The organism is Psychrosphaera ytuae (assembly GCF_017638545.1).
GTDB classification, from domain to species: Bacteria; Pseudomonadota; Gammaproteobacteria; order Enterobacterales; family Alteromonadaceae; genus Psychrosphaera; species Psychrosphaera ytuae.
On the sequence record NZ_CP072110.1, the window covers coordinates 2,753,766 to 2,769,189 of the forward strand.

Annotated in this window: 10 protein-coding genes; 7 read left to right on the plus strand and 3 right to left on the minus strand. The window is 44.5% G+C overall.

All coding sequences use genetic code 11. The features are described 5' to 3' along the window. Positions 1-47 precede the first annotated feature (47 nt). The 7 genes from J1N51_RS12285 to J1N51_RS12315 all read left to right on the plus strand — a co-directional run bounded on the left by J1N51_RS12285 (position 48) and on the right by J1N51_RS12315 (position 10,693). A complete protein-coding gene (locus J1N51_RS12285) occupies positions 48-800 on the plus strand; it encodes a GntR family transcriptional regulator (RefSeq protein WP_232842805.1) in 753 nt (250 codons plus the stop codon). 38 nt (positions 801-838) lie between these two features. Further along, a complete protein-coding gene (gene aceE, locus J1N51_RS12290; RefSeq protein ID WP_208831551.1) occupies positions 839-3,514 on the plus strand; it encodes a pyruvate dehydrogenase (acetyl-transferring), homodimeric type in 2,676 nt (891 codons plus the stop codon). Positions 3,515-3,535: 21 nt separating this feature from the next. Continuing rightward, positions 3,536-5,518 carry a dihydrolipoyllysine-residue acetyltransferase gene (gene aceF, locus J1N51_RS12295; RefSeq protein WP_208831552.1) on the plus strand — a complete coding sequence of 661 codons (1,983 nt, stop codon included), beginning with the start codon at positions 3,536-3,538 and terminating at the stop codon, positions 5,516-5,518. Between the two features lie 170 nt (positions 5,519-5,688). Next, positions 5,689-7,110, plus strand: coding sequence for a dihydrolipoyl dehydrogenase (gene lpdA, locus J1N51_RS12300; RefSeq protein ID WP_208831553.1), 1,422 nt, complete (start codon positions 5,689-5,691; stop codon positions 7,108-7,110). 98 nt (positions 7,111-7,208) lie between these two features. Further along, entirely contained in the window at positions 7,209-7,886 is a 678-nt protein-coding gene (locus tag J1N51_RS12305; protein ID WP_208831554.1) for a tRNA-uridine aminocarboxypropyltransferase, read from the plus strand. 30 nt (positions 7,887-7,916) lie between these two features. After that, on the plus strand, positions 7,917-8,429 hold the full coding sequence (locus tag J1N51_RS12310; RefSeq protein ID WP_208831555.1) for a DUF1543 domain-containing protein: 513 nt from the start codon (positions 7,917-7,919) through the stop codon (positions 8,427-8,429). 164 nt (positions 8,430-8,593) lie between these two features. Beyond that, positions 8,594-10,693: a M13 family metallopeptidase gene (locus J1N51_RS12315; protein ID WP_208831556.1), complete on the plus strand. Its 2,100-nt coding sequence runs from the start codon at positions 8,594-8,596 to the stop codon at positions 10,691-10,693. Positions 10,694-10,748: 55 nt separating this feature from the next. Here J1N51_RS12315 and J1N51_RS12320 read toward each other — a convergent pair whose 3' ends face one another. From J1N51_RS12320 to iadA, 3 genes are all read right to left on the minus strand, one after another. Beyond that, positions 10,749-11,609, minus strand: coding sequence for a DNA ligase (locus J1N51_RS12320; protein WP_208831557.1), 861 nt, complete (start codon positions 11,607-11,609; stop codon positions 10,749-10,751). 234 nt (positions 11,610-11,843) lie between these two features. After that, positions 11,844-14,048 (minus strand): S9 family peptidase, encoded by a 2,205-nt coding sequence (locus J1N51_RS12325; RefSeq protein WP_208831558.1) that lies wholly within the window; start codon positions 14,046-14,048, stop codon positions 11,844-11,846. A 184-nt stretch (positions 14,049-14,232) separates the two neighbouring features. Continuing rightward, positions 14,233-15,414, minus strand: coding sequence for a beta-aspartyl-peptidase (gene iadA / locus J1N51_RS12330; RefSeq protein ID WP_208831559.1), 1,182 nt, complete (start codon positions 15,412-15,414; stop codon positions 14,233-14,235). Positions 15,415-15,424: the final 10 nt, after the last annotated feature.

Below are 15,424 nucleotides of genomic sequence, written 5' to 3' on the forward strand. Positions count from 1 at the left end.
ATATTGGTAAGACCAATTTACCAATTAATGTACAGGAATGGAAAATCGTGACACAAATAGTGACCAAAAAAGTATCAGAGCAGGTGGCATCGCAATTAGAAGCCATGATCATTGACGGCAGTTTTGCCGCTGGTGAGCGTCTGGCTTCCGAGCGTCACCTCGCCGAACAATACGGTGTATCCCGTCCTTCCATTCGTGACGCAATTAAACAACTCGAAGCAAAAGGTCTCGTTACTCGCAAGCAAGGTGGTGGCACCTTTGTAAGTAAGCAACTTGATGCGCCTTTTGCGGCACCTTTATTTGATCTTTTGGCGAATAACCCAGAATCACACTATGATTTATTGGAATTTCGTTGTGCTTTAGAGAGTGTTGTTGCGTACTACGCTGCGTTACGTGGCGAAAAAACCGAATTAAACCATATCGAGGTGGTTTTTAACTCGATAAACGAAATTGACGACAATGACTTAGATGCCGCATCCGATGCCATCGTTGAGTTTTATCTCGCGATAGCCGATGCCGCACAGAATGTCCTGTTGATTCACTTGTTGCGCGGGGTCAAAGACCTTCTGCGTCACAACATCAAAGAAAACTTGATGGTCTTTAAAGATCACAAAGACATTCGTCAACAACTCAATGAACACAGAGCAAAGTTAATGAAAGCCATTCTTGAAGGTCAACCGGACACGGCCCGTCAAGCAAGTGGACAACATTTGGCGTTCATTGAGCAATCATTGTTAAAGCTTGACCAAGACAAAGACCGACTTTCGGGGTCGGTTCGTCGTCTGTTGAGCAGTCAGTAATTAGATAAACACTATTATCAACTACAGGAACCTGAAATATGTCAGAGAATCCAACTCTAAATCAGGATATCGATCCACAAGAAACGCAAGAGTGGCTTGAGTCGTTAGAAGCGGTATTAGAAGTCGACGGTGTTGAGCGTGCTCACCACATCCTTGAAGCATTAATCGATAAAGCGCGTCGCAACGGTGCGCATTTGCCATTTGATGCAACAACAGCATACCTAAATACGATTCCAGCTCATCAAGAGCCACAAATGCCAGGCGATCGCACATTAGAAGCGAAAATTCGCTCGGCAATTCGTTGGAATGCATTGGCAATGGTTGTTCGTGGTTCGAAAAAAGACTTAGAGCTTGGCGGACATATTTCTTCGTTTGCATCGTCTGCAATGTTATACGATGTAGGCTTTAACCACTTCTTTAAAGCAGATAAAGACAACTCTGGCGGTGACTTCCTTTACATTCAGGGTCACGTTTCTCCGGGTATATACTCTCGCGCATTCTTAGAAGGTCGTTTAACTCAAGAGCAGTTAGACAACTTCCGTCAAGAAGTAGATGGCGAAGGCTTGTCTTCTTATCCACACCCTAAATTAATGCCTGACTTTTGGCAGTTCCCAACGGTATCGATGGGCCTAGGTCCAATCGCAGCTATTTACCAAGCTCGTTTCCTTAAATACTTGACTGACCGCGGTATTAAAGATTGTTCAGAGCAGCGCGTATACTGCTTTATGGGTGATGGTGAGTGTGATGAGCCAGAATCACTAGGTGCTATCGGTCTTGCTGCGCGCGAAGGGTTAGACAACCTAACGTTTATCATCAACTGTAACTTACAGCGTTTGGACGGTCCGGTCCGTGGTAACGGCAAAATCATCCAAGAACTTGAAGGTACATTCCGCGGCGCAGGCTGGGAAGTGATTAAAGTGATTTGGGGTTCTTACTGGGATCCACTTATTTCTCGTGATAAAGACGGCAAGTTGTTAGAAATCATGGAAAACACCGTAGACGGTGAATACCAAAACTACAAAGCCAAAGGCGGTAAGTTTACTCGCGATAACTTCTTCGCAAAAACACCAGAAACAGAAGCTATGGTTGCGAATATGTCTGACCAAGACATCTGGCGTCTGAACCGTGGTGGTCACGATCCAGTTAAAGTTTATGCTGCATACGACCGTGCGACTAAGACTAAAGGTCGTCCACAGGTTATCTTAGCCAAAACCGTCAAAGGTTACGGTATGGGTGATGCAGGTGAAGGTAAAAACATCGCGCACGGTGTTAAGAAGATGGACCTAGACGCACTTAAAGCGTACCGCGACCGTCATAACATTGATATTTCTGATGAAGACTTACCAAACGTTCCTTACGTTAAATTTGAAGAAGGCAGTGAAGAGTGGAAGTACCTACACGGTCGTCGTGAATCTTTAGGTGGTTATTTACCTGCTCGTCGTATTAACTCAGACGTCGAAATGGACGTACCGGATCTAAAGGCGTTTGAAGCGGTAACTAAAGGCTCTAATGGTCGTGAAATTTCAACGACAATGGTGTTTGGTCGTATTCTTTCTGCAGTTATCAAAGACAAGCAAATCGGTAAGCGCGTTGTACCAATTATTCCTGATGAAGCTCGTACGTTTGGTCTTGAAGGTCTGTTCCGTCAAGTCGGTATTTACGCTCACGAAGGACAAAAATACACACCTCAAGACGCTGACCAAGTGGCATACTACCGCGAAGACAAAAAAGGTCAGGTTTTACAAGAGGGTATCAACGAATTAGGTGCAATGTCAGATTGGCTTGCAGCAGCGACGTCATACTCGAATAACAACGAGCCAATGATCCCATTCTACATTTATTACTCAATGTTTGGTTTCCAACGTGTGGGTGACATGGTTTGGGCTGCGGGTGACTCGCAAGCACGTGGTTTCTTAGTCGGTGGTACAGCCGGTCGTACAACGCTAAACGGCGAAGGTTTGCAACACCAAGACGGTCACACTCACGTTCACTTTGGTACCGTTCCTAACTGTATTACTTATGACCCGACTTACGGTTATGAGTTAGCGGTTATCGTCCAAGACGGTATGCGTCGTATGTATGCTGAGCAAGAAAACGTGTTCTATTACCTAACAGTAATGAACGAGAACTACGTTCAACCTGAAATGCCAAAAGGGGTTGAAGAAGGCATTGTTAAAGGTATTTACAAGTTAGACCGCGTAGAGCCTAAAAAAGCCAAAGCGAATGTTCAGTTATTAAGCTCGGGTACTATCATGCTGCAGGTTCGCGAAGCTGCGAAGATCCTAGCTGAGAAGTTCGACATTAGCTCTGACGTATACAGCGTAACGTCATTTAACGAGTTAGGTCGTGATGGTTTAGAAGTTGATCGCTTCAATATGTTAAACCCAGAAGCTCCAGCACAAAAAGCCTACATTACTGAAGTGTTAGAAGGTAACGAAGGTCCGGTTGTTGCGGCAACTGACTATATCAAAGCATACGCTGAGCAAGTACGTGCTTACATACCTTCAGACTATAAAGTGCTTGGTACAGACGGCTTTGGTCGTTCGGACAGCCGTGCAAACTTACGTCGCCACTTCGAAGTTGACCATAACTACGTTGTTGTAGCAGCTCTAAGCCAGTTAGCGCGTCGTGGCGAAATCGAAGCGTCAGTCGTTACCAAAGCCATTGAAGAGTTTGGTATTGATGCTGACAAACTGAACCCACTTTACGCCTAAGCGCCCAAGGAGAAATATTAGATGGCTGATTTAAAAGACATTCTAGTCCCAGATGTGGGCGGTGATGAGGTAGAAATCATCGAAATCTGTGTTGCCGTTGGCGACACAGTTGAAGCGGAAGATGCGATTGTAACGGTTGAAAGTGACAAAGCATCAATGGACATCCCTGCGCCATTTGCGGGGACCGTAAAAGAAATCAAAGTTGCAACGGGTGATAAGGTTTCTGAAGGAACTTTATTAATTCAAGTTGAAGAAGCGGGCAGCAGCTCAGCTGCTGAGCCAGAAGCAACGACAGAAGCACCAGCTGCACAAGAGTCAAAGGCACCAGAAGCTAGCTCAAATGGTTCTACCCAAACCATTGAGGTTGAAGTTCCAGATATTGGCACTGAAGACGAAGTTGATGTGATTGATGTATTAGTTGCCGAAGGTGATACCGTTGCTAAAGAAGATGGCCTAATCACGCTAGAAACTGACAAAGCGACCATGGACGTGCCTTCACCTGAAAACGGTAAGATCGTTGCCCTTAAAGTGGCGGTAGGTGACAAAGTCGGTCAAGGCAAAGTCATCATGACGCTAGAAGTCTCTGGTGGCGATGCTCAACCTTCTTCAAATGACACAGAACAAGCTAAGCCAGAAGCTAAAGAAGACAAGACTGAAGCACCAGCTACAAGCGGCGCCTCAGAGGCAAAAGGCTCAGAAGTCAAAAACGTTGAAGTACCAGACATTGGTACTGACGGCGAAGTTGACGTTATCGATGTACTTGTTGCTGTAGGTGAAAAAGTAGAAGCTGAACAAGGCTTAATTACGCTAGAGACAGACAAGGCCACGATGGACGTTCCGGCTCCGTTTGCAGGTACAATTAAGTCAATCGAGATCAGCACTGGCGGTAAAGTTGCAATGGGTACTCTTATTGCCACTATCGAAACCGAAGCTGCAGTAAGCTCAGAGCCAAAAGCTGAGTCACAATCTGCACCAGCAAAAGAGGAATCTAAGCCTGCTCAATCTGCACCAGAGCGCAAAGCGCCTCCGGTACGTCAAGATCATCCATCGCAGTCGGGTTCTCAAGCGGCTGGTGGTAAGTTACACGCGACTCCATCGGTTCGTCGTTTAGCGAGTGAATTTGGCGTTGATTTGTCTAAGGTCACTGGTACAGGACGTAAAGGTCGTATTTTGGCGGAAGACGTTAAGTCATTTGTTAAATACGAGCTATCTCGCCCTAAGGCGACAGCGGCATCAAGCGTTGCGTCTGGCGAAGGTGGTTTACAAGTATTAGCTGCGCCAAAAGTCGACTTCAGTAAGTTTGGTGAAATCGAGACAAAACCATTATCTCGTATCCAGAAGATTTCTGGTCCTAACTTACACCGCAACTGGGTTACGATTCCACATGTTACTCAATTTGACGAAGCAGATATCACGTCGTTAGAAGCATTCCGTAAAGAACAAAATGAAATGCTTAAAAAGCAAAAATCTGACCTTAAGATCACCCCACTGGTGTTTATCATGAAGGCAGTTGCATCGGCATTGACGGCTTACCCACAGTTCAACTCATCGTTGAGTCCTGATGGTGAGAGCATCGTACTTAAGAAGTACGTGCACGTTGGTATCGCTGTAGACACACCAAACGGTCTTGTTGTGCCAGTGGTTCGTGACGTTGACAAAAAAGGCGTTAACGAAATTTCTCGTGAATTGATGGAGATTTCTGCCAAAGCACGTGCCGGGAAGTTAACCGCAAAAGACATGCAAGGCGGCTGTTTCACTATTTCGAGCTTAGGCGGTATCGGTGGTACTGCATTTACGCCAATCGTTAATGCGCCAGAAGTGGGCATTTTGGGTGTATCTAAGTCAGAAATGAAACCAAAATGGAATGGTTCTGAATTTGAGCCTAAACTAATGCTACCGTTATCATTATCATACGATCACCGCGTGATTGATGGTGCACTTGCGGCTCGCTTTGCGGTCCATATTTCGAGTGTCCTGTCTGATATACGAAAATTAGTATTATAAAATCGAAGAAAGTCCTGTCGTAACAGGACTTTCTGTTTTTCCAGTGATAAACTGGCGACAATTATTTTTGATACATGGAATAAGTGACTTAACTTTCTCGATGTATCGTTTTAACTCAAAAAAGGCGGAGCCAACTTCGTCTTTTACCTTAAAAAGAATAGAGGTTAGTAATGAGCAACGATATCAAAACCCAGGTAGTGGTTCTTGGTGCTGGCCCTGGTGGCTACTCTGCTGCATTCCGTGCGGCTGATTTAGGTTTAGACGTAACATTAGTTGAAGCTCGTGAAACGCTTGGTGGCGTTTGTCTAAACGTAGGTTGTATTCCTTCTAAAGCGTTATTACACGTTGCAAAAGTTATCGACGATGCAAAAGATATGGCATCTCACGGTGTAACGTTTGGCGCGCCAGAAATCGACCTAGACAAAATTCGCGATTGGAAAGACAGCGTAGTTGCTCAGCTGACTAAAGGCTTAGACGGCATGTCTAAAATGCGTAAAGTTAAGGTTGTAAACGGTTACGGTAAATTCACTGGTAGCAACACCTTAGCAGTTGAAGGTAAAGACGGCGTGACTAACATCACGTTTGACAATGCAATCATTGCAGCAGGTTCTGAGCCAGTTAACCTTCCTTTCATCCCAGAAGACGACCGTGTGATCGACTCGACTGGTGCGCTTGAAATGAAAGACATCCCAGGTGAAATGTTAGTACTTGGTGGTGGTATCATCGGTCTAGAAATGGGCACAGTGTATAGCGCACTTGGTTCAAACGTTTCTGTTGTTGAATTCTTAGACCAACTTGTACCAGCGGCGGATAAAGACGTTGTTCAAGCGTACACTAAGTACAACAAAGACCGTTTCAACATCATGCTATCTACTAAAGTAGTTGGCGTTGAAGCAAAAGACGACGGCTTATACGTTACGTTCGAAGGCAAAAAAGCACCAGCTGAGCCAGTTCGTTACGACAAGATCTTAGTTGCGGTTGGTCGTAAGCCAAACGGTAACCTATGTGATGCGGACAAAGCTGGTGTTAACGTTGATGAGCGTGGCTTTATCAATGTAGACAAGCAATTACGCACAAACGTTAATCACATTTTTGCAATCGGTGACGTTATCGGTCAGCCAATGCTTGCTCACAAAGCGGTACACGAAGGCCACGTTGCAGCAGAGGTTATTTCTGGTAAGAAGCACTACTTCGAACCACAAGGTATTCCTTCAGTTGCATACACAGATCCAGAAATGGCTTGGGTTGGTGTTACTGAAAAAGAAGCGAAAGAGCAAGGCTTGAACGTTGAGTCAGCTAAGTTCCCATGGGCAGCTTCTGGTCGTGCGATTGCATCTGCACGTACTGAAGGTTTCACTAAGTTAATCTTCGACAAAGACACACACCGTATCCTTGGTGGTGCGATTGTTGGTATCAATGCAGGTGAAATGTTAGGTGAAATCGGTCTAGCGATCGAAATGGGCGCAGACGCAGAAGACATCGCGTTAACTGTTCATGCTCACCCAACGCTTAACGAGTCAATCGGTCTTGCAGCTGAGATTTACGAAGGTTCAATCACTGACCTTCCAAATCCAAAAGCGAAAAAGAAGTAATTTCCGGTTAGTTAACTAACAACCCGGAAAGACAAAAAGGAGCGTATCGCTCCTTTTTTTGTACTTATTGAAAATAGGTAGTGGAAAAAAAGAGTCCAATGAATAAACCCCATGTTAACTCAGTGCGTCGATTACGAGAGCACGAGTTACAATTTTCGAAGCGCGAATTCAAAGCTCGAGGTGCATTGCTCAAACGTTGCCCCGAATGTTTACTTGCAGAAACTGAGTGTATTTGTAAAACGGTAGAGCCTGTCGAAACTGAGTTTGGTGTATGCATGTTGATGTACCATGCCGAGTATTACAAACCCTCTAACACTGGTCAGCTCATTTGCGAAGTCGTGCCTGACAACTTTGCATTTAGGTGGCAACGCACTGAATTACAAGATGAACTAAAGGCGTTACTCGAGTCTGATAAATGGTATCCGATCATAGTGTTTGTCCACGATGCCACAGAGCCTGAACGGCAAATTCATCAAGTTCCCACTCGGCAAGAGCGCGATGGACGTCGACCTTTACTGATCTTTTTAGACGGTACATGGCGTCAAGCCAAAAAAATGTTTGTTAAATCTCCCTATTTACAGTCACTTCCTGTACTACAGTTGTCAGGTCTCAACAAGGGCGCGTATCAATTGCGCGAGGCTTATCACGAGCACCATTTGAGTACCGTTGAGGTTGCTTATGAACTGTTTAAACAAAACGGTGAGCCACAACTGGGTGAATCACTTGAGCAGTTATTTCATAATTTTCGGACCGCATACCGGGTTCACAAACGTTAATCGCTAATTTCGACCAATCTGGAGTTAAACATGAAGTTATTTATGGTTTATTTGGGGGGGAGTGCTGGTAAATCGAATATTGAAGTTCACGATGTGCGCTTTGTTGTCGGTAAAACAATTGAAGATACTTATCCGCAATTAATCCAAGAGTGGTACGGTAATCGAAAAGGGTTACACATTGATTGTTATATGCAGGTAAACCACATCGATGGTTATCAAGTATCGTTAAGCCATGCACCTATTGACCACGACAAGCAACCAGAAAAGCTGTACTTTGTGAATCTCGGTGGCTATCAACCCGAGAAGTTTACTGAATTACATGAATTTGGTTTGTTTGTAGCCACTTCAAGTGAAGATGCAAAACAACAAGCCAAAGCCCAATTGTTGAAACAATCCCATATCCCTCACAAAGACAATCTATTTGAAGTGGATGAGTGTTTTCCAGTGAGTTTGTTAGATGACAAGGTTCATATTCATTTGACGCCAAAGCCTGGTGGGCAAGTCATTAAACCCGATTGGTATGGCTACAACGTTATTGCCTGATTATGAGAACGGGCTATTCGTGTCCGCCTTTCTCTTTGGCCTAAGTGGCAGACTTTCAAAGCGATATTGACAATAATAAACCAAGGTTTACATTATTCGATGTATTTAAACGGATGTATTGTCTAGCTGTATTATTCAACAAATAAAAACAATAGGGCGAAATCATGAATAAGATCTCTAAAACTGCGTTTGCGGTGGCATTGGCGCTAGGCGCTCTGTCATTATCGGGCTGTTCTCCAAAACAAGAAACGACAGACAGTAGTGCATCTTCTCAGGCACAAATTACAGAAGCAGCAGCTGAGACGTCAGTGGCTCTGACCTCTGGGATTGATTTAGAAAACATGGACAAAAAAGCGGCGCCACAGCATGACTTTTATATCTATGTAAATGGAACTTGGTTAGATAAAACCACAATCCCAGCAGATAAGTCTAATTATGGTTCGTTTACCAAGCTCTATGATGACGCACAAGAAAACTTAAAAACTATCATCTTGCGAGCTGCAGCTAAGCCTAATGTCGAACCGGGCTCTGATGAACAAAAGCTTGGTGATTTTTATAATTCGTACATGGATGAGAAGACCATTAATGAAAAAGGCTTGTCACCTTTACAACCCACTTTGGCACAAATTAACAAAGTAAACTCACACCAGGAAGTTGGAATGATGATGGCTGAGTTGTATAAAAAAGGCGTGACAGGCCCTTTGAGTTGGTATGTTAGTGTCGATGCAAAACAGTCTGATCAATACGGTGTTTATGTCAACCAATCAGGTCTGGGTCTGCCTGATCGCGATTATTACTTCAAAGAAGACAAAAAGAGCGAAGATAACCGTCAAGCTTATGCCAAATACGTCGCCGATATGTTGAGTCTGGCCGGGATTCAGGACGCAGAAGCTGCAGGCCAAGCTGTTTTAGAATTAGAAACCAAGCTCGCTGACAAAATGTGGACTCGGGTGCAAAGCCGTGATGCCAATGCCAGATACAACAAAATGGACAGCCAAGCGTTTGCTAAGTACATGGGGGCATTCCCTTGGACTGACTATGCAAACACCTTAGGGCTTGAAACAGACCAAGTTATCGCGTCTCAAAATACCTATTTAAATGCCTTTGGGCAGATGTTTGACAGTGTCGATGTGCAAACTTGGAAACACTATATGACCATTCGCTTATTGAGCGAATATGCCCCTCAGCTATCGAGTGATTTTGCTGACCGCCAGTTTGCTTTTTATGGAAAAACACTGCGTGGGATTGAACAGCAACAGCCTAGATGGAAGCGCGCAGTTAATGGAGCCAACAGTGTTTTAGGTGAGCTACTTGGCAAATTATACGTCGCTGAACACTTCAAGCCCGAAGCAAAAGAGCGCATGGAAAAGCTCGTTCAAAATGTGATCAAAGGCTTTGAAGTCGGTATTAAAGAGCTTGAGTGGATGAGTGAAGAGACGAAAGTGGCTGCGCTCGAAAAGCTGGCAAAATTTACTCCAAAGATTGGTTACCCGGATAAATGGACCGATTATTCTGATTTAGAAATTAAAGAAGATGATCTCATCGGTAACTATATGCGTTACAACGAGTTTGCCCTAAACGATATGTTGAACAAGCTCGGTGGCCCGATAGACCGCACAGAGTGGTTTATGACCCCACAAACTGTAAATGCGTATTACAGCCCAACGCGTAACGAAATTGTATTTCCTGCTGCAATTTTACAACCGCCATTTTTTAACTTAGAGGCAGAAGATGCGGTCAACTATGGTGGTATTGGTGCCGTTATTGGGCATGAAATCGGTCATGGCTTTGATGACCAGGGCGCAAAGTACGACGGTGATGGTAACTTGCGCAACTGGTGGACAGAGTCGGATAAAGAGCAATTTCAAGCCAGAGGCAAAAAGCTCGCTGAACAGTACAGTAAGTTCGAACCGTTCGAAGACGAGTTTGTAAATGGTGAGCTAACCCTTGGCGAAAATATCGGTGATTTGGGCGGGCTAACGATTGCTTACAAAGCTTATAAACTGTCACTCGATGGTAAACCATCACCTGTGCTTGATGGTTTCACCGGTGAGCAGCGGGTGTTTTTGGGTTGGGCGCAAGTATGGCGTCGTTTGTACCGCGACGATGAATTACGCAACCGACTAGTCACCGACCCTCATTCGCCGAGTCGCTATCGAGTCAATGGCGTCATTCAAAATATGCCTGAGTTTTATCAAGCCTTTGGGGTCAAACAGGGCGACGGCCATTACTTACCAGAAGAAGAGCGCGTCAAAATCTGGTAATTAGCTCAGTCAAGTCATAGCGCCCAACGAACATTACTTATGTGTTGGGCGCTGTTTAAAACGAATTCATATCTGTTCTCAACCTCAAAAATCGAGCAAAACGCGGCAAGCCATTTTTACTAAATCCCGAATATTGATACGTAATGATACTGCCAAGTTTGGGCGGAGATTGGCGCTCTTGATCTGAAAACCCACTGCCCAGTTTAAACTTTTGCCCCTGTTTGTTCCTGACCCATAGTGCTCCCATCATGCCTTGGTATTTTCCGTTGCCTTGCTGGTAACCAATTACGACGGCTTCATCGTCAAATGTTGGCTTGAGTTTAAAGAGTCCTTTGCTGCGGCCTGACTCATAGGTTGCGTTGCTGATGTTAAGCATTATCCCTTCTCCGTTACTGGCCAAAACGGCGTCATAAAAAGCCATGAGATCTTGTTTTTGCTCAAATCGAACATGTGTAACGTGTTGCAGCCAAGCTGGTGACTGGGCGGTGATCAAACTCTCTATTCGTTCTTGGCGTTGATAAAATGCCAAGTTGGTAATCGGTGTATCAAACACCATGAAGTTCACTTTTTTCCATTCGGCATCTCGCGGTGTTTTGCGTCTGGCTATTGCAGAAACCGCATCAAATTGGTTGTGACCTAACCAGAGTTCACCATCTAAGGGATGATTGGGAAAGTCTTTGGTATACCAATCTGGAGCATGAATTAAATGACCTTGCCGAGTCAAAAACAAACTACCCGTCCACAGCGCACGAACACCGTCATATTTTTCGCTGGCGTAATAAGCACTGGTCGATTCGGGTAAACTGGTTAACGTTTTAGTTGATGCGAGCATAAGTTGAGGTTTGGGGCCGCTCGCAAACAATACAGGGGTAAATAAAAGTAAGACACAAAGTCCGGCAATGAGATAAAAATTCATAGTGTTTGACCTGATTTTGGGGTTAATGAATAGGTCAACTAACCTTAAGCAAAATAGGGGAGGTTGCTCGGGCTTAAACGTATAACTAAACCTTTAGGCTCAATTACTAGACTTTGCTGCCGTCAAAAACAGCAGGTACAAAAAAGCCCACTGTAAACAGTGGGCTTAAATCAATATCCAGTTTTGATTGGACAGGCTTACCTCTAAAGGTGATAGCCCCTATAACATTTGTCTTTAAAGGTTCTTATCAAAATAACGAACAATTGTTGTCGCTAAGTGATAACCCGTCTTTTTACCACGGATACTATGTTTACTGCCTGGGTATGTCATCACATCAAATGGCTTACCTAAGTCTTGTAAGTGTTTGAATAACTTAGTTGCATGAGTAAACAATACGTTATCATCTGCCATGCCGTGGTAAATTAACAGGTCGCCTTGCAGGCCGTCAGCGTACATAAATACGTTGCTCTTCTCGTAATCTTCACCGTTTTTACCAGGGTGCCCTGCGTAACGCTCAGTGTAGTGTGTGTCATATAAAGTCCAGTCTGTTACTGGCGCACCTGATACACCTACTTTAAATACGTCACCGGCTTTGAACATGCTCATAATCGTCATATAACCACCGTAGCTGTGGCCGTAAACACCAATGCGCTCAGGGTCAACGAAGTCTAACGTTTTTACGTACTCCATCCCAACTAGCTGATCTTTTAACTCCACATCACCTAAGTGTTTGTAAATCGGATCTTCGAACTTCTTACCACGGTTATATGAGCCACGGTTATCTAATTGGAATACCACGTAGCCTTTTTGAACCAAGTGTTGAAGAATGAAGTTACGGCCGCTCCAGCTGTTTGTCACTAGCTGTGCGTGTGGACCACCATAAACATAGTTAACAACCGGGCGCTTGCCTTCAAAGCCTTTTGGTTCAAAGATTCGATAGTGAAGCGTTTGGCCGTCTTCAGCTGTCAAAGTACCAAAACGAGGTTTAACCCAATCAGACAAGTAAGGGTGAAGCGGGTGATTTTCATCAACGCGGTTCTCTTCCATCCAAGTTAACATTTCGCCATTGGCTTTATGTAAGCTAACTTGTGTAGGCTGCGCAGTATTTGAGTATGAATCGAGGTAGATACTCGAGTCTTTCGAGAAAGTAATGCTGTGGAAGCCACTGCGAGAAGAAATCTTAGTGATCTCTTGTGGCTTGTTAAGGTTTACTTTGTATAAGTGGCGCTCAGTTGGCGTGTCCTTACGACCTGTAAAATACACATCGCCAGTTGCTTTATCAACGCCTTCAAGGGCATCAACAATCCACTCGCCTTTGGTTAATTGGCTTAACAGCTTACCGCGATAATCGAAGTGGTAAAGGTGCTGGAAACCATCGCGCTCAGATGCCCAAATAAAGCTGTCATCCATGTAGTACAGAGCTTCATGCAGGTTAATCCAAGTGTCCGCAGTCTCAGTGATAACAACGTCTTGCTGTAAGCTCTTACGGTTAACAAAACGTAGCTCTAATTTTTGTTGAGTACGGTTTTGCCACTGGTAAGAAAAGCGCTCACTGCCCGGTAACCACTTACCACGAGCGATATAAATGTCTTTGTTTTTACCTAGGTCTACCCAACGAATATCGTTTTCAGACTTAGTTACATCTAATAAACCCAATTCGATATTAACGTTGTTGGTACCAGCAAATGGGTAACGCTGGTTAAATAGCTTAATGCTATCAGCGTAGATTTCGTTACGCGTTGCGATATCAACAGGCGTCGTGTCGACTTTTGTCAAAGCAATGGTTTTCTCATCTGGAGACCACCAGTAACCCGTCATACGGCCCATTTCTTCTTGGGCAACAAATTCTGCCATTGCGAACTTAGTTGTACCGCCGCCCGTTGTTGTTAACGCACGAGTTTTACCAGTAGCTAAGTCAATGATGAATAAGTTTTGGTCACGAACAAAAGAAATGAAGTTGCCTTTTGGAGAAAACTTAACGTCGGTCGCAAAGCCTTCACCGTTAGTTAATTTTTTGGCTTTTTGCTCGCCTATTTTTAGGTAAAAAATGTCGCCGTTTAATGGAAATAAAAGGGCGTTGCCATCTGCTGAGAAAGTGTATTCCAAAATACCTTTACCAAAGATACGTTGGCGCTCTCGGCGGGCTTTTTCTTCGTCAGAAAGGTTTTCTGGACCAGATACTAAAGATTCTGAGTCAACCAACATAGAACGCTTACCGGTTTCTACGTTGTACTGCCACAAATCAAAGCGGTTGTAGTCGTCTTCACGAGCTTGAATATAAGTCGCGCGTTGACCGTCTGGTGATAATTTAAGTTTGCGAGGCGCGGTGCCTGACAAAGATGGATCTTGATAAATTCGTTCTAAACTAAGTTTTTCAGCGTGCGCTGTCGACGTAAACGCCAACGTCATCGCACATAGAGCTGTGATGAGTTTTTTCATGGTTTTATCTTATTGTTAGTTTATCGATACGCTGTTGTTTGAGTGACAGCTGCAGCGGACTATTAACGTTATTAATTGCGCTATACATCAATAACAAAGTCACTGTTTTGTCTCGTCAGCGAGTCTCTTTGGCATATTCCGAAGGCATGTTAGCACAAAATAAAAAAAGGGTGTTGTTCACACCCTATTCAAAACGACCAACAACAAGAGGTTTGCGATCCGCGACCATGAGTTGGCCACGTGACCATACATACTCCGGGTGTAAATCTGTATCGTTCAGCAGAACTAAATCTGCATCTGCGTTGGCGAGAATTCGGCCTTTTTTGAGACCTAATATTGTCGCAGGGTTCGAAGTGACCGACATGAGGGCGTGTTCTATGGTGACGTCGTGTTGTTGTACCGCTTCAATAAATGACATCAACAACGAGCGCTCCTGACCCACTTCAAGCCCGACAAGTTGATTATTTTTGTCAAAAATAGGCAAGCTAGCATGACCATCTGAACTCATGGTGAGTTGTTCTGGGTTTACTCCTTTGTCAATACAAAATGCCAAGGCCTGTGCCGCGGCCATTTCGCCGTGTGCTAAGTCATACTCAGTCGTGCTGGTGGTAAAGTCGATAGTACCGCCATATTGGCAAAAACGAATCCCAGCCTCGACCAATTCTTGGTTGCGATTCATGTGAGTCGGGTAAAACTGAGTTAATGGAATATCCGTTTCGTCTGCGACTTTATGAAGTAAATCAAGGTGTTCTGGACCAGGCCCTACATGGATACTTACTGTTCCGCGTTTGCCACTTAACATCCCTGCCACCCGGCTTTGTGAGGCCAAGTGAGCTAACTGCTGAACACTGGGTTGGCTACCTCTATGATCGGCAATAGCGACCTCACCAATACCTATTATCTCGTCGATAAACATAATGTCTTTTTCGACATCGCCAGTCAGAGACTTTGCTGGAATATGATATGAGCCCGTGTAACAAAATACATTGAGGCCTTCTTCTTTTAAGCCTTTTGCTTTTGCAACCAAGTCTGTATGGGTACGGCTCACAGCATCAGTGCCTAAGGCGGCGACCACTGTGGTGATGCCAGCTGTTGTGGCATCTGACAATTGCATTTGCGGTGTTCGACTGGCAAAACCAGCCTCACCACCACCGCCACTGATATGCACCAGAGAGTCAACAAAACCCGGCACGAGAAGCATGCCTTTTCCGTCAACTTCTGTCACTAAACCAGGAGCTGATAAATCATTTATAGACAGATCGATGTTGTTTTCGATTGCTAATACTTTTCCACCCCCGATCAAAACATCCTTAATACCAGCTGGGTGAGGAGTGAAAAGCTGTGCTTGTCGAATAACTGTTAACATAAAATCTCAA

What these genes read in the sequence shown, in the direction of transcription:
- aceE (WP_208831551.1), top strand. Translation starts at nt 839, where the DNA reads ATGTCAGAGAATCCAACTCTAAATCAGGATATCGATCCACAAGAAACG.
- aceF (WP_208831552.1), top strand. Translation starts at nt 3,536, where the DNA reads ATGGCTGATTTAAAAGACATTCTAGTCCCAGATGTGGGCGGTGATGAG.
- lpdA (WP_208831553.1), top strand. Translation starts at nt 5,689, where the DNA reads ATGAGCAACGATATCAAAACCCAGGTAGTGGTTCTTGGTGCTGGCCCT.
- J1N51_RS12305 (WP_208831554.1), top strand. Translation starts at nt 7,209, where the DNA reads ATGAATAAACCCCATGTTAACTCAGTGCGTCGATTACGAGAGCACGAG.
- J1N51_RS12310 (WP_208831555.1), top strand. Translation starts at nt 7,917, where the DNA reads ATGAAGTTATTTATGGTTTATTTGGGGGGGAGTGCTGGTAAATCGAAT.
- J1N51_RS12315 (WP_208831556.1), top strand. Translation starts at nt 8,594, where the DNA reads ATGAATAAGATCTCTAAAACTGCGTTTGCGGTGGCATTGGCGCTAGGC.
- J1N51_RS12320 (WP_208831557.1), bottom strand. Translation starts at nt 11,609, where the DNA reads ATGAATTTTTATCTCATTGCCGGACTTTGTGTCTTACTTTTATTTACC.
- J1N51_RS12325 (WP_208831558.1), bottom strand. Translation starts at nt 14,048, where the DNA reads ATGAAAAAACTCATCACAGCTCTATGTGCGATGACGTTGGCGTTTACG.
- iadA (WP_208831559.1), bottom strand. Translation starts at nt 15,414, where the DNA reads ATGTTAACAGTTATTCGACAAGCACAGCTTTTCACTCCTCACCCAGCT.